Here is a 21,027-nt window from a genome sequence, read left to right on the forward strand (position 1 = left end):
TGGAATAGGCAATTCTTTGAATTACTAATTGCAGCCGCCTGCTTGAGCTTTAAAATACCCTGTGTTGGCGGGCTGTGCTGCAAAACCTGCATGGAGCGTAACCGAACGAGCTTCGTAGGTGATTTTGGCGGTATTGGTGATTTGGTTGGTGGCTGAAATACCACCGTTTACAGCATTGGCTTGGCGGATTAGGGTCTCGGTAGTATAGTTGGGGGAGGCAATAGGCAGAGAAGTGGGGCAGGGGTTGAGCAGTGTACAGGCACTCGAAACGCCGCAGGCCACATCGGTCAGTGCGACGCTTGTATTGACAAATTGCGGTTTATTGTTTGTTCCTGTGGTGCCGTTACGCGTACCATGCAACTGGTTTGGCGAACAATCCTGTACGTCGCAAGTGGCTTCTCCATCAAATTTATAGTAGAAAACCAAGCCGCTCTCATTGCCACTCAATTCGGTATTGTAGCTTGCTCCGATTTGGGTTTCTGTTCTTGCTACATTCCAAAATCTTACTTCCTCCATTCTGCCATCTAAGTATGAGTCATTTGTTCCATAATTGATGCCTAACTTTACTCCCAAAGTTGATTGATTAGGAGTGTAATTTATAATCTGAATATCTTGTAATTCACCATTGATATAAAAGTACATTTCTTTGGTAGAATTGTTAAAGCTTCCTGCAAAATGGTACCATGTACCTACTGTTGGTGTAAAACTAAATCCGGCCTTCCGTTCATTACCCGTATTATCTATGAAACCTATATTTATAGAACTCCCGGATTGGGAATAATAAAAGCCCATAAACCTCTGACTATTATCCATAATTTGTTGACTTCTGTTATTCGCATCAAATCGCGCCCATGCTTCCATGGTGAAGTTTTGAGCATTAAAACCCACATTTTCAGGAACTGTAACTACATCATCCACTCCATCAAAATCAAGGGCTTGGCCGCTTGATGGGGTGATCGTAATACCCACCGCCAACGTTCGGGCGCTTTCGCAGCCCTGCACAAAACACACGGGATAATAAGTGGTGGGGGTAGTGAGATTGGGCGTGGTGAATGTGTTGTTCTGTCCTAAAAGTGATCCGCCGGTGGGTTGATTATACCAACGGGTTTGCTCAGTACAGCCCAATGCCGTGAGGGTGATACTGTTACCGTTTACTACGCTGCCGCCGTTGCAGGTAGGTGGTGAAGGGAGTGTAGTACAGTTGGGCTGATTGACAGTTACGGTAGCCGGGCTGCGCTGGCTTTCGCAATTATTGAACGTGCAGGTAAGGTAATAAGTGGTAGTTGTATTGAGCAGTGGCGTTGTATAATTATCTCCCGTAAAAATGGGGGAACCTCCCGATGCTGCGGCATACCATTTTACAATGCCAAGGCAGCCATTGGCTTTAATGGTAGCCGGATAGCTTGCCAAAATAGTGGGTGCGGTGGCTAATGGACCTGCCGGGGCAGGATTTGTGCAAGGGGCTGGGGTGAATTTCCAAGGCTCTGATTCGGTTGGGGTAACAAAAATGTTTGGTGCGATAGCTCCATACATTGAAAAATATAGGCTCCCACTCCATGAATAAAGATTCATTGGATTAAATGCTTGCCATCCTTTGACAAGATTCTTTAATTGTTTTGTACCATCCGGTGTTCCATCACTTACCCAAAGTTCATTAAAATTCCCGGTAAATGGTTCATTATAAGTAGGATGTATCAAGGAATTGGGCTGTTCTTTTCCGGAAAAATATAGATTATTGTTCAAAACAGCGTAACTAACCGGTACACTATAATTGTATGAAATACCATGTCTGACATAATTTTTCAATATAGAAGTTCCTGCATTTGTTCCGTCTGATTTATACAATGCTATATTTTCTGAGCCGGGAGCCCAACTGGTAAATACAAGGTTATTTTGAAATACAAAGAAGCTATAAGGGTCAGAACCGCTTGGGTATGTCTGTCCCCATATATCAGTATATGTTCCTGGTATTAAGTCTTTTATCAAAACTGTTCCTGCCTCTGTGCCATCAGATTTCCATAATTCGCGACCATTTATGCCATCATCTGCTCCAAAATACAGAATGTTATTGTGAATGATGCTTCGATTATATAAGGCCGGTTCTTTAATTATACCATTTAAACTATTATCCTGATTTGCATAAGTAATTGAGCTTTTTCCGGAAGAAAAAGGGCCGGGAGGAAAATTATTTGATACTTCCGGATTTATGTCTTTTACAATAACTGTTCCTGCCCCTGTTCCATCAGTTTTCCAAAGCTCCATGCCTGAATTTACATTATTGCCATTGAGTACGATAGTACCATCTGCAACGAACAATAATTGATTATTGACAACTCCAAAAAATCTTGGAATATTTGCTGCTGCCGTTGAAGCTAAGTTTTTAACAAAACCGCCGGATGTTCCATTGTGTCGTCTGAGTGTGTATTGAACACTGCCGAAATTGGGGTCGGGTATTCCTTTGATAAAATAATAAATATAATTATTGAAAGATGATATTTGTGATTGACATCCTTCATAAAGTCGAACTGTACCTGCCTCGGTTCCATCGGTTTTCCATAAATCTATTTTTGAATTTGTTGCATCGGCCATCGTAAAGAACACCAAGTCATTGCTGAATTTTATATCCCGAATGTCATAGGGAGTGAGTCCGTTAGCGTTTCCCGATGGCATCGTGGTGGTTCCCATATCAAAAGATTTGATTTTAACCGTACCTGCCACTGTACCGTCAGATTTCCATATATCTTGTTGAAAATTATTGGTAGTTGAGTTTCTACTTTGACCTTCAAAATACAAGTGAGTTGGAGTCTTTAAGGTTTCACCACTATACGGTTGAGTAGGAGTTGGGTCTCCCTTATACATTGCAGTCAGCGAGGTGGTTCCGTTTTCAGTACCGTCTGTTTTCCATAAATAGCAATCACTTCCAAGTGCAGCACCACCCCAGGCAAAGAAAACAAGGTTGCCTCCTAATTCAGTAAATTTGGTAGGGTGTGAACTGTAATAACTTAATACATCTTGACCGGTATTGATATTTTTTAATCTCTTCAGTTCTTCAAATGGCTTTGTAGTGCCTGAATGTTTGAGATTTGACAATACAAAACTGCTATACCTGACAATTTCTTTTGTGCCATATTTACCTCCGCCGCCGTTTGTTCCGATTAAAACTCCATCTCCATTTCCACACAAAACAGGGTCACTGTTGTTTGAGCCTCCTTCTTCATTCGACCACATGTACACTTGGTCGCCATTGGGTTTTAGTTTCATTACCCACCAAGGGTCATTGATACTTGTGAAAGAACCAATCGTTTGCATAGTTGGATAACTGCCGTTAGCCACATACATATTATCATTGGCATCAAGCGTAAGGCTACGAAACTGATAGGGGATTTGAATATCATAAAATTTAATCCAAGTTTCGGCACCGGTTGGTGAAAATTTAGCGATGAATTGTTTCTGACTATTCATCGGAAATTCATACGTTGTACCGGCAAAAGTTACGGTGCCGTTTCCATTGACTATTGGAGAATTGTAGGTAGGACTTACTCCGAAGAAACCTGTTAATAGCACATTCCCTTGGCTATCAATTTCTAACTGTCCTTTATCCGGGCAATGAAGGGATGGAAACCTCCTCATAAAACCAACCGTTGGGATGGCAGCATTGAGATTATCCAAACGAATCACAATCATTTCTGTTGTATCGAATTGTTGATTGGAAAAATCATCGATCCAAACATCGCCCGTTTTTAAGTACACCCAAAGGCTTTGTTTGTTATGGGTCAATTTCATATCAAAAATATGGTTTTCAAACAAAGGGTCAACATTGGCCGCAAACCAATCTTTATCCAATACCCAAACTTTGTTGTTGATATATAAACTTGGGTCAGCATCAATTCCTGCTTTTGTTGCTTTAAAGACTCTATACCCTCTGTTGGTGGTGCTGTTGTTAGCATTGGGTCCCAATACATCAGTGGCATAAATGGCTGTATTGTCTGTTTGAATGAATGGATAGTTTGCACCACCAACCCCTGATGAATTTGGTTTTTTTATCCAAACCAAATTACCGTTGCCTGCATTGATTTTAAACAAAAGAGCATCTCCATTCACATTAGGATAGGTTGTTCCTCCTGCTGCAGTAGCATCTCCATATTTAAGCGTACCTCCGCCACTTCCCATTGATTCAACATAGATGAAGCCATCAGCATCCAATTCAAAATTTGTAATATCAGCATACATCAACGTTTTTACCCAAGTGATGGTCTCGCCGGTTGGGTTCAATTTCATGAGGTAATATCCAAAGTTGTTACCAAAATAATCTTGGGAATATATATCGGTATTGGCAAACTTCATGGCTTTGTTGATTTGCCCGCTTACATACAAATTGCCTGCGGCATCACGTTTAATGAGGCGTATGTCAGAACTATAATTAGTACCAACTGAAGGAATGGTAGGATAGCCTTCGCTGGCCACTCTTGCCCAATCGAAGGTGGGGAATTGTTGGGCAAATCCCGTTTGAAACAATAACAGGCAGAAGCAAATGAATAGATGCTTTTTCATTGATATTCGTATAAAGGATGAAAATGACTTATTGGACTGTTACCACTACCGGTACACGGGACGATTCGCAGGAAGTGCCATTGTTGCAGGCCAAGTAGTAAGGAGTAGTGGTAGTTAAGGCGGGAGTGGTAAAGTTTTGTCCGGTATGAATCGCCGTTCCCAAAGCAGGCTGACTGTACCATTTATACGTCGTACATCCCGTAGCCGTGAGGTTTGCTGTCGAGCCGGAAGTTATTGTTACACCTGAGGCGGTAGGGGGAGTGGGGGGCGTATTGACATTGATAGCGAGGGTGAGCGAAGGGCTTGTGCCGGCGCCATTGGTGGCGGTTACGGAAAGTGTCCCGGCAGTGGCATTAGCAGCAAAATTAATCGTAATGCTATTGCCGGCACCGTTGATCGTAGCACCCGTACCGGTGTAGGACCAGTTGTAGGTTACACCACTTACATTAGGAGTTGTATAAACCACCCCTACTTGTCCTTTGCATACGGCAGCTGAACTGACCATAAAATTGGCAGGTTGAGCCGGGACACCGGAAGTATTACATCCGCCGATTTCTGCTTTGAAATAACCGCCTGAATTTTCTGAATTAAAACCGGGGCTTAGTAAAACAGCTTTGCCCGCTTTGAGTTCAATTGATGGTGGAATAACCGCCGAGCCGCTTACTTCAATGGTTTCGAGGGCTTGGTGTTTGTTGAGGGTTGAACCACCACCCAAAATGCTGATAAATTTGATGTTTTTAGAACAAGGATAGGTATTGAAAAATGATTTTTTATTGTATGCCAAATCAATCGTACGGATTTGAATGGAAAACGTCTCGGGAAGTGGCGAGCCACTTACGTGAAGGCTGGCAATGGGGATATTGACCGAATTACTTGTGCCTACTCTTTGGTAGGGTACTATTGTACCGTTGCAAATAAAATAGGTTTTGCTCCAATCTATTCCCGATAGGTTGTCAGTCAAAGTAAATTGAAAATTTTGCCCATCAACAAAAGAAGCAGGTGGGGTGACGGTAATAGTAGGAGGATCAAAATCTTTCTGAAGCGATACACCTATGGCGAAGATACCCAAACGGTTGAAGTTGATGGTTTGGTTAACATCGCCGATTATCTCCCAAGTATTGCTGCCAATGGGTTGAAAAAGAACTTTAGGCGTAAGGGTGAGAGGTAGACCTGCCAGTTCAAGTTCATGAGTATTGAAGGTTGTATTGACGGTAAAGTTGCCATTTGGAGCGGTTGTCAGGTTGGTGTTGCCGTTGCGAGCATTTAAAAAGAATACATCTGTTACAAGTTTGAATGTATCACTTAGCGTAGCTGCACTCAGTTGATTTTCAGGATAGTAGTATTTAAAAAGCACTTCATTGCCTGTATTGAAAGCCGCATTGCTCGCAGGGATGTTGAAGGTAAAAGTGCTGGGGGTGGTGTTTGTACGTGCGTTTTTAACACTACTCACAAAAGGCTTTGCATCCAATCCCAATCTTAAAGTTGTTCCATTTTGACTATTGGAGAAAGTGAGTGCTACGCTCGACAAGAAACTTGACCCCTCTGTAACAAAACTCTTGGCAGCATTAAGGGCACTGATATCTGTGTTGTCAATGCTCGTCTTTAGATTAGAAATGAAGGTAGCCAATGGGGTCGAGGTAGGCAGTTGGACGTTAGACTCAATGTCAGGGTAGTCTATGACAGGTAAGAGTCTGTCAACATCTTTTGCGTACTTATATTCTTTAAAGGGAAGGGTATATTTATTCCATTCTTTATAGCCTAGTTCAAATTCCACTCCTAAAAAAGCTGTTAATCCAAAACCAATCGAATAGTCATTAATGTTAGTAACTTCTTTGGTATTACTAGTTGAAAAGTCTGCCGTATTTAATGTTCCTTTTGGTTTTCCAAAGGCTTGTGACTGATATTGTTTGATTTGTTTAAACGCACTTCCGGACCCACTAAGAGCGCTGCTTACGAGAGTAAAAGGAGCTTTCAAAGTATTACCATCTTCAAAAAATTTAGATACAAAATTGTTTGATAGCAGTCCAATTCTATCTATGGCTTTTTTACTGTAAGTAAGTTTGTTCACATAGTTCAATTTATATGACTTTCCGGCTATATCTTTGTTTGTCTCATTAGAGAATGCTACAGATGCATCAAGTAAATTACCACCGAACGATTCTAAATGCCTGTTCAAGACAGTGGCAAAACTATTTTGACTTTCGTAAGACGCCAAAGAAAAAGGTAGAGCAAGGTTCTCCTCAAGATTATCCTCTAACTCTTCTGCACTAAGACCTATCGCTATTCCCGCGTTTACACCGGTTCCGGCAGAAATTGTCGTTGAGAAATTCACCCCTTCCGATTGAGTTTGTTCTAAGGCAAACTCAACGTTGGACGAAAGACCTGCCTTGAACTCAGCACCCAAACCGATACCAAAATTTGCTCCCTCTCCATTTTTTGAAATTTCCTTTGAAATACTAAACGACACTCCGGCATTAAAGCTTGATTGTGTGCCAACGTTAAAGCCGTATTTTTCTGATTTAGCTAATCCTGAAAAACCGGCAAGGCGGTATAAAAAATTGGACAGCAAAAAGCCGCCAGGGGCCAATTTAACACCCAAGGAAAAAAGCTGCGCACCCAAAAAGAATTTGTGATTTGTATTTGTCACATCTAAATTATAGGTATATTCTTCGACAGACGATAGACTCGCTTCTGATTCAATGGATGCTCCGCCTTCTACCCCAAAAACACCCACCTCTCCTTCAAATTTAGGGCCAATCGAGCCATTAAGTTTGACTCCAAGTGGTGAGGCGATTTTGGTCTGCCATATATTAGGGTTCGAGTTGTCTGGAACAAATGTTAAAGACGGTGAGTAAGTGCCTCCTATGCCAATGCTTGCCACTCCGGCTTCAAAATTAATAGGGACAACTCTAAACTTTGTTCCTTCGACTAGCTCAGCTCCCACGCCAATTTCAAATCCTATTCCAAATTCTTTTTCGGTTGGCTCGGCTTTATCAATGACTGAAATTGAAAAAGGGTTTTCAAAAGCATTTGAAAGTAATTCATAACTTTTATTGGCAATCGCCACATCAACAAAACTGATTTCTTTTTGTGTACCTGCCGAAATTATGTCATCTGAAATGCTCTCTACATTTTCGCCGCCAACTTTCACTGTCAAATCGGCTAAACCGGACTCTTTGGTTGGGGGAGAAGATATGATTTCCGGGCTTCCACTAATTTGATACTTCAAGACAGCCCCTTCAACGGGATCGTTATTTTTATCTCTTACCAAAAAATAATGATGTACCGTAGCTTCCCTTGGCACTTGGTAAGCTGACTTATTGATTGTCTCCGAAAGATTTACTATTTGCAGCGTATCTCGCTCACAGGGTGTGCATACTAAATTATTACTGCCATTTGTAGCAATAGTGGGTGTGAAGTTTGTTTTTATATATGGCGATGTCGAAAAAACAGAATACACTCTTTCAACATTCCAAATCGTTCTATTATCTCCTGATATAGGGTAAATCCCTAAAATTGGGGCTTCATAACAAAAGACGTATTTGTGCTTACATTTCTCTATGGGTGATTCATTGGTAAATTCATTGATATATTTTGGGTCATTGGGATTCGACGAAGCACTCCATGTAATTTTTGTGACAACGGATATATAAAATTTATTACTACTGTTGAAACTACCGCTTGGACGAATTTCAATAGCCCTATACGTTCCTTCTTTGACAGTTGCGGTATCAAGTTGGATTGCAGGAGTTTGAGCATAGGATAATTTGCAAATAATGCAGCTTATAGAAAAAGTTAAGACTTTAATATGTCTTCGAAGGGTATGTACCTTTATATTTTTCATTACAAGATTATTTTAATAAACTTTATATCCCCCAAAACTCAGATTTAACCCCCCATTTATCTTCATGGTATAACCTGCTGTTGTACCGGCATAAATTTCAATAGTATCGTTCTCAGCTAACTTAATGTTAAATGATGAATTAAAGTCCACACCGCCCAAAACAATAGCTTGAGTTGAAACACGTATATTAGTACTTGTATTCTTACGAATTTGGATAGTAGCAATAGTTGCTTCCGGAACAGGTATCGTTACTGGAAATAGAGAAAGTTTTATATCAAAGTGATAAACTCCTGCAGTAGCTGCGGTGAAAGTATTCCCACTAAATTGAGCCGCATCATCAAATTCCTCAATATTAAAAATTGTTAATTTTGTGTAAGTGTTACCGGTAAAATTCTGCCCATTTGACCCTCCGGGAGATGTTCCTATTGCAGAAAACCCTGCACTTCCTCCACCACTACCGGCAGATGCAGTCTTCCATTCTATATTTCCAAAGTCATCAACTGCCGTTAAAATTTTGTCTTTGACAGCTCCTTCATTTGGCTTCAAGCCACTCAATTTTATCTTTCCCTGAGAAACAATAGAGTAACCATCCAATGAAAAGAAGTTGGTAGAAATTCCACTCAAAGCTTGATAGTTGGTGCCGTTACAATAGTATATCTTATTGTCGGTGGTATTATAAACCATGTAGCCTTTTTCATTTGACAAGCAACCGGATGGTGTGGCAGAGACTTTTGGTAGTTGAAATAAGCTTTGTCCGTGAGCAGTATGTCCAACTACTACTCCAACAAAAACAAAGAGAAATGGTAAAAAAATGGGTAATTTCATAGTTTTATTCATTTAAAATGGTCTTCCTTTATATTTTTTCAAACTTATAAATCATGGATATTTACAACCCCTCTTTTTCTGCGCGCTACCTCCACTTCCACCCCATCGCTCATCCGCACGTATCCTTTGCGTTTTTCGATCATGTAGCGTCGGTTAAGAAGGTGCCGCTTATGTACTCGCACAAAATACTCGGGTAGGAGCGACTCATAGAAACTAATGTTTCGAGATGTAAGAATTTTACGGCCGTCGGCCAATATGAAGCGCGTATAATTGCGATCACCTTCCAGACGCACAATATCGTCGTACTTTACATGTACACTGCCTCGCAGCAGTGTGAGGGTGTTTGTCTCGGAACCGTGCTCCGGGAGAACCACAGTATGAATGGGAGTGAGGGTAAAGGGCAGTATGTTCATTGCAGGGCATTGTTATAATGATTTCCGATACAAAACTTCCATTTATTTCATCGCGGCCTGCCCCCCAATTCGGGTAGCTTCATGGCTTGGTTTAAGTCTTTTGTGCTGTTATAATCGGATAAATTCTAGCCGAACAACAGCCCGACTACCGCCATCATTACTGCTATCGTCGATAGCAAAATCACTAAGTGCCATTTCCATGAATTTTGCTTGGGTCTCATCTTACAAAGGTCGAAACCACAGGCATGTCGCGCATCCCCTGATTAGGGTATTTTGAGTACGTAGAAATACGTATAGCCGGCTCTTTGGAGGAGGAGCCGGGCACAATGAATGAGCAATCAATTCTTAAAACGGTACTTCTACCCGCACACTTGTTCCTTTATTAGGGGCTGACTGGAGGTCAAAGGTGGCATTGATTAACTGCGAACGAGTTTGGAGATTGGATAGACCATTACCAACGGTGGCGACTTTTGTGGTGTCAAAGCCCCGTCCATTGTCGGTGTAGTGGAGTTGTAAGCTGTGGGGCAATCGGCGCAATGTAAGCGTAACGTGCTTAGCCTGCGCATGTTTGATGGCGTTTTGAAAAAGCTCTTGGGCAATGCGAAACAGGTTGATTTGCAGTTCAGAAGGTATGGATTCCGGAAAATCGTCGGCGGTAAATTTTATGTCCATTTTACCGGTTTGATTAATGATGATGGTCATTTCCCGGAGGGCTTTTACCAATCCCAGCCGCTCCAGATTCCGGGGACTCATGGCATGGATCAAACGGCGGAGGTCGTCGAGAGATTCGTCGAGCATGGCTTCGGTTTTTTCTTTGAAGGGGCGCGATTCGGGGTGATCTATCAGTCCTAAGATCAATTTGATAGCCGAGAGATTGGCCCCAAGGCCGTCGTGGAGATCTTGGGCAAAGCGCATTCGTTCTGCCTCTTGGGTTTTGACCATGACGGTCATCTCGCTTCGTTGTCGCTGCTCTATCACATACAATCGATACCGGTAAAAACCATAAATGCCTAACAGTAAAAGTAAGAGCATGGCGACTCTGAACCATAATGTCTCCCATAGCTGTGGCTCAATTTCAATCAGTAAACCGGTAGGCACGGGATTCCAAAGACCATCGCTGTTGGCGGCTTTTACTTCAAACGTATAATTCCCCGCCGGTACCTGCACAAATCGCGCGGTGGTTTGCTGTTTGGCCTGAATCCATGTGCTGTCAAGCTCTTTGAGTCGGTATTGGTAGGTGTTTTGGCCGTTGGAGAAATAATCTATAGCACTGTAATCAATCGAAAAGGTACTTTCGGCAGCATTCAATTGAATTTTAGATGCCTCACCGATAGACACAGGAAGTTGAAAGGGTTTTTCTCTAACTTTGAAATCGGTTAAAATAGGTAACGCCAAATGAGTATTGAACTGAACATTTTCAGGGTAAAAATGATTGAATCCGCGTACCCCGCCAAAAAAAAATTCGCCATCGGATGCTACATGAGCCGTATTGGAGTTGAATTCGTAGCTTTGAAGCCCATCCGATAGCTTAAAATTATCAATCTTTTTGGTTTTCAGGTCAAGCCTCGACAAGCCTCGATTGGTACTAAACCAGACCATTCCCTGTTTGTCCACCAAAACATCATAGATATAGGGATTATTCATGCCGTCTTTAACTTCCCAAACGCGCAATGACCAGTCTTTGGGATCAATCATTTTGAGCCCATTCGTAGTAGCTCCCCAAATCACCTGATTCAGCGTGTCTTCAAAACCGTTTCTGAATCTATGAGAGATAGGTAGCGTTTTTTCGGGTATCCAAACTGTATCGCGCAGCCGCCCAATGTGAAGATTTTCGTTTGAAATATACAGCCTTCCTGCCCTGTCTTGGAGTGGATAACGCCCCAATGCCTTGCCAAAGTAAGGAATTCTGAAGTATTTGTGCGTTTTTTTATAGAAAATAAACAAGCCCGCTTCGCTCGAAATCAACAACGCGTCGGGGCTTATTTCCATTACCTTAAAAAGTAGATTTGCAAATCGGTTTTCGGGCTTGAGAGTATCGGGATTGGGAAAATACTGTAGTCTATTTTTCTGTGGATTGTACAGTGCAAGTCCTTTTTGGGGAGAGGCTATCCAGTAGCCTTCTTTGGCAGCTAACATTTGGCCTACTGCATTTATCAAGGGGTGATTTTGGGAGATTTGTTGAAAATTTTTACTGCGTCTGTTGTACAAATAGTTGCGGTTTCTCATGCCTATCCTCACTATACTGTCGTTCAAAGAAAACATAGAGCGTACTGAGGTTTCCGGGGTGAATGCCTCGTGGGTAGCTTGGGTTGTTTTCTCAAATTTAGGCAACAGCGGATTGAGTTTAAAAACCCCAAAAGAGCGTCTGATCCAAACCGGGCCATCGCCATACTCTCTCCTAAAATCAAAGTGAGCCCTGGGCAATGTAACGATAGAATTGTATTGCTCAACAAAAACACGCAATGGATTAATAACCTGATACTCGCCTGAGTCAATGTGCATAGCCACAGTTCGGCCGGTACCGGCTAAAATAACGCTGTCTTTTTGAAGGGATACCGAAAAAAAAGAAGTAGGCTCTCCCAATTGGTTGCGTGCATGCTTACTGAAAAAATACGTTGACCGGAAAGTGTTTATATCAAACTTCAAAACGCCTTCGGTAAGGTGCAGCCATAGACTTGACTTATGGTCGTAAAAGCTACCGTTGAAGTAGTTGTTGTTGTTCGTCAAGAAAGGAATTTTGGTCAAAAAAACGGTTTTTTTTCGGCTTGTATAATCGTAACAAAATACCTCTTGGGTGAGCGGGGAAATGCACCAAACCTTTGTGCCAACCATAGCTATGGGCCAGCCCTTCATAAAATCCGGCCCCGTTGGTGTTGGGATTTTTAGGGGTACAAATTTTTCTTTTTTACGGTCAAACCTCACCAAATAATCTCCGATACTAACCCATAAATCGGCATTGAAATTTTCTACAATCGCATTGACCTGTTTATTGTGAGGTATCGTAGTTAGAGTAGGGTAATTTTTGACCTTGCTCCCATCAAAACGGCTTAAGCTTTGGGCTGTACCAAACCACACAAAACCTTTGGAGTCTTTGAACATAGCATATACCGTAGACTGTGCCAGCTCTGTCTCGGTATCAATCAAGCTCACAAAATACTTTTTTTGGGCCAATGCAGGTATTTGCATCAACCACAGTGCCACCCATAACCTGAAGAAAAAACATCCATTCATGTAACTAAAGTAAGCCATTTTTACGAACAAATACCATCAATTCGCTGATACTGTGCAGATCAAGTTTGGCATAAATATTTTTACGGTGACTTTCTACGGTATGTTTACTCAAAAACAACGATTCTGCAATTTCATTGACGCTTTTGCCGCTTGCAAACGCCCTTACTACCTCAATTTCACGGTTAGTTAATTCATGGAGTGGATTTTTGAAGTGAGTTTTTTGTTCCGTTTGCCCATTCATCATCACAGGAAATAAAGAAGGACTTACATAAACTTCCCCTTGACTTACTGCCGCGAGTGCTGCAAATAATTCATCTTTCCCCGCACTTTTGAGACAATAGCCCGTCGCTCCCGCCCCGAGCATCATCTGTACTGAATCGTAATCATTGAGCATTGATATGGCTAATATTTTTACCCAAGGGCATTCTATACGCACTTCTTTGGCTACTTCACTTCCCGATTTATCAGGCAGATCCACGTCCAATAACAGTACATCTACTTTGCGATTTTTTAAAAAAGGAACTACTTCTTTGCCCGTATGAACAACTCCTGCCAGCTGATACTCAGTAGCATAATCAATGATAAAACGGAGCCCGTCGGCAAAGAGTCGGTGGTCGTCGGCAATGAGGAGCATAGACATGAATGATTGGAAATTAGGTAGGCAAAACTAAGGTTGGACTTCCTGAAATTGCCCCCCCCCAATAATGGTAGGGACGATGATCAAAAAGGTAAACGACTTGATTTTTGCTAAGCCAGTTTTAAGCCGCTTTCTTTTGCCAATAACATTCCTGCCCATCCACCCAGTACAACTCCCAATGCTACAATTGTTAATGCCATACTGTTTTCTGCCCCGATCGAATAGGAATAAATATGCACAACGGTCAGCAGGGCATTGGCCACGGCAATCATGTACAATATACTGCGACGAGCTACCGAAGGACCCGCATCTTTGGCTGTCCAGAGCGCTATGGCCAATCCGAACATAAGCGAGCCATAACCGCGCGACAGTACAAATGCGGCGGGATCGACATTGGTTTTATCAACAAGGTAAATCTCCATGATCATCTGAGGGACTAACATCAAAGGCACACTGAATAAAAAGCAGACAACTGCATTGAAGGTAAAGAGCATTTTAGGATTCATGATCGTCGTTAGTTAAAGGGTTTCGGCGACGCACCATTGCGTCGTTCGGAAGCTAAAACTGCCTAAACTTCTTCTGCAAAAAATCGGCAATTGCTGAATAGCAAGGTTGAGTTGCTGAAAAGCGGGAAAGAGTTTTTTAGACATACGAATTTAGTTGACAAATTACCCGATTATGAAATGTTTAAGTGACTTAATAATTCGCTTTTCATCGCCCGCGATACGCTCACTTCTGCGCCGTCGGCCATGACGACCATACCGCCTTCGCCTCTTACATAACGCTCCACAAAATTGATGTTAATGATGTGTGATTTATGGACACGCAAAAAATCAGCTTTGTCCAACATGGGTTCAAATTCGACCAACGGCTTGGAGGCTATGATCTTTTTGTTTTGCGTGAGGTATATAGTGCAATAACTTCCCAACCCTTCCAGACGAATAATGTCGGGAATCGGGAGCAGCAATACGCCTTCTAAGGTTGAAACGGCCAATTTTTTGTTTTTTCCGCGTTCTGTCTGTAATTTTTCCAAAAGAACATCAATCGCGTGAGTCGAAGCGGGAATTGCTTGTTTCTGCTCCATTTGCAACTTTTCCTCCAAAATACGGTTATGTTCTGCCAACAGCTTTTCATTTTCTTCGGAGCGTTGCAAGACCAACGTTTGCGCCTCACGCGCTTCTTTGCGAAAGAGATTGAAGCGGTAGGAAACGGCAAAAGCCATTAAGATAATTTCAAGAGCTGCGCCTATCTCCCAAAAATGTTGAACCAAAAAACTTTGTAATGGCAGTATACCAATGACGCCTAATAGGCCTATAATAATACCTAATGACCAACTAAACCAAGCTAAAATAAAGTATTTGGCAGGTTGGTAGCCGAGCCATGCAATATAGAATCCTGTAAAAAGAAAAGAAAAATTAATCAGGATAATCAATAACTGAGAAACCCTATCAACCAATACTCGGTTGTTACCACTTAACCATTCCAATGGCAACATCAATCCTCCTGCTATACATAATAGGACGAGTAACCAATGCACTTTCGGGGCCAACGCACGGGTGTTTAAAAACTTAGTAATGAAGAGTATGGCAAAAAAGATAGTAATGAACGAAGATGTATTTACATTGGAATTCGCGGCAGGATTATCTTGCCAAAAAAGCATGTGATTGAAGCCTTGCTCACGTAATACAATATAAGAAACACAGAGAGCGTGTAGAGAATAGTATAAAAATGTACGATCAAGAAGAGAGAAAAATAAAAGAAAATTATAGGCTGCCAAAGCTAGTATGAGCCCGATCAATCCCCCCATTAAAAAGCTGAAACGGTAAGAATAATTAACGTATGGCTGAATACTGCTTAAAGCCAGTGGAAGAAAAATATCATTGGATTTTACTCTTAAATAAAACGTTTCAGGATTTTTTCCTAAGTCAAAAACCATTAGGTTAGATCGAAAAAAATGACTGCTAAATGGCCGCATGACACCTGTTTTCCAGTTTTTTACTTTACCTTGTTGGTTAACAGAATAAGCATCCACCATTTGTATCTCGCCTTGCAGTATAGAAATATATAAATCCTCAACTGCCACCGAATCTGCAAAATCTACCCGAAACCAATAGGGAATGTTAGTATTCCCTAGATTTATACCCACTTTACCGTTAGGTATAAAAGCCGAGTAGGGCATTTTTCGTACCTGCTCAAAAGTTAATTTTTCTGAACTGTCTGCTCTATACGCTACATAAGGGGTAATATCCGGCAAACCGTCACTTTTTTTGTAACTAACTTTATGTTGCGCAAAATCATAGGAAGTGCATCCTAAAAATAGCAGAGAGAAAAGGAGAGTTTTGTGCAGCATTTTCACTCAATTAGTACGATAAACAGGGTAAGTAAGTGCAACGGGAAAGTCCATTAACTCTGAAAAGCTGCTTTGCAGAATAGGAGTGTAAAGATGACAGTACGAGGTAACATGAATTTACAAAGTTAGGTAGAGGGAATATCCATCGAAATATAGAGATATATCCCAATGTATCACTAAAGCAACTGCCGGAAATTATCAAGCGGTCCTTGCAGCTTTATGAAAAGGAGCGGCAATGTAGAGTGTGAGGTCTCACATAGTTTCACTGGTCGAACTATGAAAGACCTCAAGGGTATGAAATCGTGAAGTCGTTTGGATCAATTTACTTTCGGAATAGACAATTCTATCCCAAGCGGCAGTGGGCTTCCGAAAACAGGAACCCCATCGGCGGTAAATGTGAAAGGCTGCATACGGGGCGCTCTTTGCTTGCCGCAACCTTGGCCGGCTTCTGAATTGGCGTGGTACAGAATCCAATTTTGACTTCCATCGGGCGATTTGAAAAAGCTGTTGTGGCCTGCGGCATGAGTACCTTGAACGTTATTTGCCCGAAAAACGGGCGTTGGATGTTTTTTCCAGGAAGCAGGATTCATCAGATCGGCGGTTGGAGCGGCATGGATCATACCCAAGGCGTAATAATCTGTCCAACATCCACTTGCTGAAAAGATAATATTAACTCTTCCATTGGGACTTTTCAGGAATTGCGGCCCTTCATTGACCAAAACGATGGGTTTGTCATCGGGACCGGGATGCGTTAGCAGTCCGTGTTGTTCCCACTCAAATTGTGGGTCAGAGATGCGGATGCGATTGCCAACGCACGTCCACGGATTACTCATTTTGCACAGATAAATATCTTGCCGACCGTTCTCGTCACCTTCCCAACCCGACCATGTAAGATATAGTTGCCCTTTGTGCTCAAAAACCGAGCCGTCTATAGCCCATTTATCTTGAGGTGTTTTCAACTGTCCTTTCATCGTCCATGTGCCTTGCGTAGGGTCGGGCGAGGAGTTTTCCAATACATACAAACGGTGATTACGGTTGCGGCCCTCATCGGCGGCGAAATAGATGTACCATTTGCCTTGCAAAAAATGCAGTTCGGGTGCCCAGATTTCTTTTGAATATGCTCCGGTGGAGGGCGGAGTCCATATGGTAGTTTTTTCGGCATTACCGAGTTGTGCCAGGTCCTTTGTTTTCCAAATGGTCAGGTTATTGCCGGTGGTGTGCATGTAATAATAAAAGCCGTCTTTATGAATAGACCACGGATCGGCACCGGCAGGAAGCAATGGGTTTTTGAAGTTTTGGGCCTGTAGGAACGTATGAATGAATAAAAAGAAAAGAATTTTTTTCATAAGTAATTGATAGAATTAATTTAAAAAGACCTAAATGTACTAAAAGTATGATTTATGGTTAAAAGCATAAAACCGCAAAAGCAGACATCTCACTTTTGCGGTTTTACATTTTACATTTCTCGGTTTTGCGGTTTTTAAGATAGCTACACTTTCGGGTATTCCCACCCTTTACGATAGGCTCTTTGGAGGAGCTTATTGGCTTCGGGGTCATTTTTGATGATACCCTTTTCACCATCCCATTCCACGCTTCTGCCGGCTTTCATGGAAAGCATACCCAAAAGCGCCATGTTGGTAGAGCGGTGACCGATTTCAATGTCGCACACGGGGAGTTGTTTTTTCTCAATGGACTCCAGAAAGTTGGCCCACAGATTGGTAATGTTTTGTTGGTCGGGCAGGTCCAGTTTGGCGTCTTCGTGAATGATTGGCTTTTTGGAGTCAGTTGGGTAAAATGTCCAACCGTCGAGCCAGCCCATGTGAAATGTTCCTTCCGTACCGTAGAAATAGCACCCGACGGCCTGTTGCGGGTGCGTTTTTTCGGCGTTATTTCCCGCAAACTGACGATGTTCCCAAGTGGCGGTAAAGTTTTCAAATTCGTACACGGCTACTTGATGATCGGGGGCGTCGGTGTTGTCGGTTTTAATGGCGCGTCCACCCGCAGAGAATACTTTTCGTGGGTATTTTTCTTCCATGACCCAAAGCAATTGGTCGAGCCAGTGAATGCCCCAATCGCCCAAAGTTCCGTTGGCGAAATCGAGGTATTGACGGAAACCTCTCGTGTGAATTTTGGTATTAAACGGTCGTAAAGGTGCCGGGCCACAATACATGTCCCAATCCATTCCTTTAGGGGCTTCGCTGTCGGGTGTTACCTGTCCCGGGCCGCCGCCATAATGCACGAAGGTGCGTACCATCCCGATTTTGCCTGCTTTGCCCGAACGTATAAAATCCCTGCCCGATATATTGTGCGGCGATACGCGGCGGTGGGTGCCTACCTGCACCACTTTCCCCGTTTTGCGGGCTGCCGCCACCATCGCTTTTCCTTCGTTGATGGTATGACTGATAGGCTTTTCTACGTATACGTGCGCCCCTGCCTGTACGGCGGCAATGCAGATCAACGGGTGCCAATGGTCGGGCGTGGCAACGATGACAATTTCAGGTTTTTCAGTTGCTAATAATTCGCGAAAATCGCGGTATTGTTTGGGTTTATCGCCGGTCAGTTTTTCTACTTCGGCGGCAGCTTTACTCATTTGGTTTGGGTCGACATCACACATCGCCACCACCTTTGATTGTCCCGCCGCCATGGCCGCTCCTAAAATATTCATTCCCCACCAACCGGTCCCGATGAGTGCGGTGCGGTATTTGGTGGCGCGCGGAGCCGCAATGCCGTAGGGAGAAAATAACGTGACCGCCGCGCCGGCAGCAGTGTTCTGAATGAAAGTACGACGATTTATCATGGAGAGAGCGGATAATTTTTTGATTATAAGAGTAAAAAGGGAGATGAACCGTAAACCTCACCGACAATAACAGCAAAAATATTTAGTATATTTACTTAACTCAATCGTCACGCACCATGAAAATATGCTGCTTTACCCTCGTATTTGCTTTCTTATGGTCAACGTATTCAGCAACCGCTCAATCTGCCTCTACTGCTGAAAATGAAGTAAAAGCTACGTGGAAGGCACTGCAACAAAAAGAACTCAATGAAACTGCTTTTCATCAAGCCTGTGATTTGATTCAGGATACGGGCAAAACAAATCTTGAGCTGAGTTACGAATGGTTGGCAGAGTACGTGCCTCGCGTGCAAAAAGCAGGTAAATGGGAGTGGGCGCACATGCTGCTCATGGCGTGGGCGCGGGCCAAAGAATCGTTTGGGATTTTTGAAGAATCAGCAAAATTACACCAAAAAGTCCTTCAAAATGCCCCGCCAAATTCGCAACAGTACCGGGAAGGACTAACGGGAATTGTACTCTTGTATAGCCATTGGAATAAGGTTGATTCTTGCATCAAATATTTGGCATTGGGAGAGGCGGCGGCTAAAGCCGCCAATGACTCGGAAAACCTTTCTTTTCTCTATACCTTTCATGCTGCCAATCGAATTCCGCCTAACGATGATAAATCCAGGGAAAACTATTATCGCCAAGCTATTCAACTTGCACAGGGGCTCAAAGATAAAAATGCGGAATTCACAGCACGTTATAACTTCGTTGTTAACTTTTTGGAGGATAACCCGGCACAGCAGGTAGCGGAAGCCGAAGCTTTGTTGGAGTTGGCTAAAGACCCTACATTTGCTCACAGGCCCCGCTTTTATGAACGAAGCAACTTTTGGTTTCGTAATCCGGTACCCAGTGTTTATTTCTATATGCTTCAACAAAATTTACTACTGGCTGATTATGCTAACACCAATAAATTTGCGGATTTGATCAATGAAGTAGTTATAAAGCCCAACTTGGTTCCTGCACAAACGCCCATTTTTATGACACAAATGGCATTTTCAAAAGCAACCATCGGGCAGTTTGAGCAAGCGAAGGCTTACTTAAAACAAACCATTAATTTGCTTCAGCTGCCTGAAAAAGAGATTCCCTTTCCCAACTATTTTACCACATTGGGGCTTATTGCAGAACATGAGAAACAAAATAAATTGGCACTGAGTTATCACGAAAAAGCTTTAGCAAAAGGATATACCGCAGCATTTTATTTTATCCCACCCGAAATGTATTATGCCCATGCGTTGACCATCAACGGGGAGTTTGATAAAGCCCAAAAGGCGTTACTTAAGTTTGATTCATTGGCCAAAAAACAGCCTTATTCTGCTACCGGACTGTATTATTATGAATATTTGACCGAATTACAAAAGGCGCGGGGCAATGTAACGGGCCAACTTCAAAATGTACAGACTTATTATTCCATCAAAGATTCATTGACAAATTTGAACCGTTATCGTGCTGTTCAGCAAGTATTGGCTAAAGTGGGATTACGGGAAAAAGAGCAGCAGGTGGTCAGATTGAATGAAGAAAAAAACGCGCGTGAATTGCAAATTCGTCGGGAACGCATTTTCTATGCGGCAATTATCGGGATGGCATTGTTGACCATTGGTTTTTTAGGGTTGTACCTGCGAAATCGACAAATTCGGAACCAACAGGCATTGGCGTTGAAACAGAGTGAGTTGGAACAATTGGAAAAACAACGCCAACTTGATCTGATTCAGGGAATCGTAGCCGCCGAAGAAAATGAACGCCGCAAAATAGCCGATCAGCTTCACGATGATGTCAATGCTTCGCTGGCGTTGGCGGCGCTCAATGTTTCGTCAGTACTGGAAAAAGGACTTTCAGACGCTCAAAGCAGGCCTAAACTTTCCAAAGCGTATGAAGTATTGGGGGTGGTCAGTGGAACGGTTCGTAATATCAGTCATCGGCTTACGCCGTTGCTCATTGAGCGCTACGGTTTTCGACACGCCCTGGAAGATCTGGCCGAAACCGTCAATATCTCCGGTAAATTACACCTTGACACCATTATTGTGGGTTTTGAAGACAAGGAAAAATATCCCATTTCGTTTCTGAATGAAGTATTTCGGATCATTCAGGAATTGGTTCAGAATATTGTAAAACATGCCAATGCTACTCATGCCACGGTAGAAGCGATAGAACATGACAACGGAATAGCCCTGATGGTAGAAGATAATGGCGTTGGAATGGCTGATTCAACCACGGCAACAGGCAAAGGACTGAGCTCTATTCGAGCCAAAGTAGCGTACCTGAACGGTCTGATTGAGATCAGTCGAGGGCCTGATGGAGGTACGCTGATCGTAATTGATAATCTTTATCCTGCTGAATAAT

At 42.6% G+C, this 21,027-nt stretch carries 12 protein-coding genes; 1 reads left to right on the forward strand and 11 read right to left on the reverse strand.

The window, feature by feature from the left end; all coding sequences use genetic code 11:
- Window positions 1–24: 24 nt before the first annotated feature.
- From ACQY73_RS25995 to ACQY73_RS26045, 11 genes are all read right to left on the reverse strand, one after another.
- Entirely contained in the window at window positions 25–4,551 is a 4,527-nt protein-coding gene (locus ACQY73_RS25995) for a LamG-like jellyroll fold domain-containing protein (protein ID WP_428656717.1), read from the reverse strand.
- A 28-nt stretch (window positions 4,552–4,579) separates the two neighbouring features.
- Entirely contained in the window at window positions 4,580–8,395 is a 3,816-nt protein-coding gene (locus ACQY73_RS26000; RefSeq protein ID WP_428656719.1) for a 3-coathanger stack domain-containing protein, read from the reverse strand.
- A gap of 12 nt (window positions 8,396–8,407) precedes the next feature.
- Window positions 8,408–9,220, reverse strand: a complete 813-nt coding sequence (locus ACQY73_RS26005) for a hypothetical protein (protein WP_428656722.1) — start codon at window positions 9,218–9,220, stop codon at window positions 8,408–8,410.
- Window positions 9,221–9,264: 44 nt separating this feature from the next.
- Window positions 9,265–9,633, reverse strand: coding sequence for a LytR/AlgR family response regulator transcription factor (locus tag ACQY73_RS26010; protein ID WP_428656725.1), 369 nt, complete (start codon window positions 9,631–9,633; stop codon window positions 9,265–9,267).
- A 345-nt stretch (window positions 9,634–9,978) separates the two neighbouring features.
- Window positions 9,979–12,882 (reverse strand): triple tyrosine motif-containing protein, encoded by a 2,904-nt coding sequence (locus ACQY73_RS26015; protein WP_428656727.1) that lies wholly within the window; start codon window positions 12,880–12,882, stop codon window positions 9,979–9,981.
- Window positions 12,869–13,504: a response regulator gene (locus ACQY73_RS26020; protein ID WP_428656729.1), complete on the reverse strand. Its 636-nt coding sequence runs from the start codon at window positions 13,502–13,504 to the stop codon at window positions 12,869–12,871. Before ACQY73_RS26020 ends, ACQY73_RS26015 begins: the two co-directional genes overlap by 14 nt.
- Before the next feature lie 107 nt (window positions 13,505–13,611).
- Window positions 13,612–14,007, reverse strand: coding sequence for a hypothetical protein (locus tag ACQY73_RS26025; protein WP_428656731.1), 396 nt, complete (start codon window positions 14,005–14,007; stop codon window positions 13,612–13,614).
- Between the two features lie 12 nt (window positions 14,008–14,019).
- Window positions 14,020–14,151 (reverse strand): hypothetical protein, encoded by a 132-nt coding sequence (locus ACQY73_RS26030; protein WP_428656733.1) that lies wholly within the window; start codon window positions 14,149–14,151, stop codon window positions 14,020–14,022.
- 26 nt (window positions 14,152–14,177) lie between these two features.
- Complete coding sequence (locus ACQY73_RS26035; protein WP_428656735.1) at window positions 14,178–15,851, reverse strand: 7TM diverse intracellular signaling domain-containing protein; 1,674 nt, start codon at window positions 15,849–15,851, stop codon at window positions 14,178–14,180.
- 317 nt (window positions 15,852–16,168) lie between these two features.
- Window positions 16,169–17,197: a glycoside hydrolase family 43 protein gene (locus ACQY73_RS26040; protein WP_428656737.1), complete on the reverse strand. Its 1,029-nt coding sequence runs from the start codon at window positions 17,195–17,197 to the stop codon at window positions 16,169–16,171.
- Between the two features lie 143 nt (window positions 17,198–17,340).
- Window positions 17,341–18,645, reverse strand: a complete 1,305-nt coding sequence (locus ACQY73_RS26045) for a Gfo/Idh/MocA family protein (protein WP_428668540.1) — start codon at window positions 18,643–18,645, stop codon at window positions 17,341–17,343.
- A 119-nt stretch (window positions 18,646–18,764) separates the two neighbouring features.
- Between ACQY73_RS26045 and ACQY73_RS26050 the strand changes: the two genes are divergently transcribed.
- Complete coding sequence (locus ACQY73_RS26050; RefSeq protein ID WP_428656740.1) at window positions 18,765–21,026, forward strand: sensor histidine kinase; 2,262 nt, start codon at window positions 18,765–18,767, stop codon at window positions 21,024–21,026.
- Window position 21,027 lies beyond the last annotated feature (1 nt).

Source organism: Runella sp. (genome assembly GCF_965279615.1).
Lineage (GTDB): Bacteria > Bacteroidota > Bacteroidia > Cytophagales > Spirosomataceae > Runella.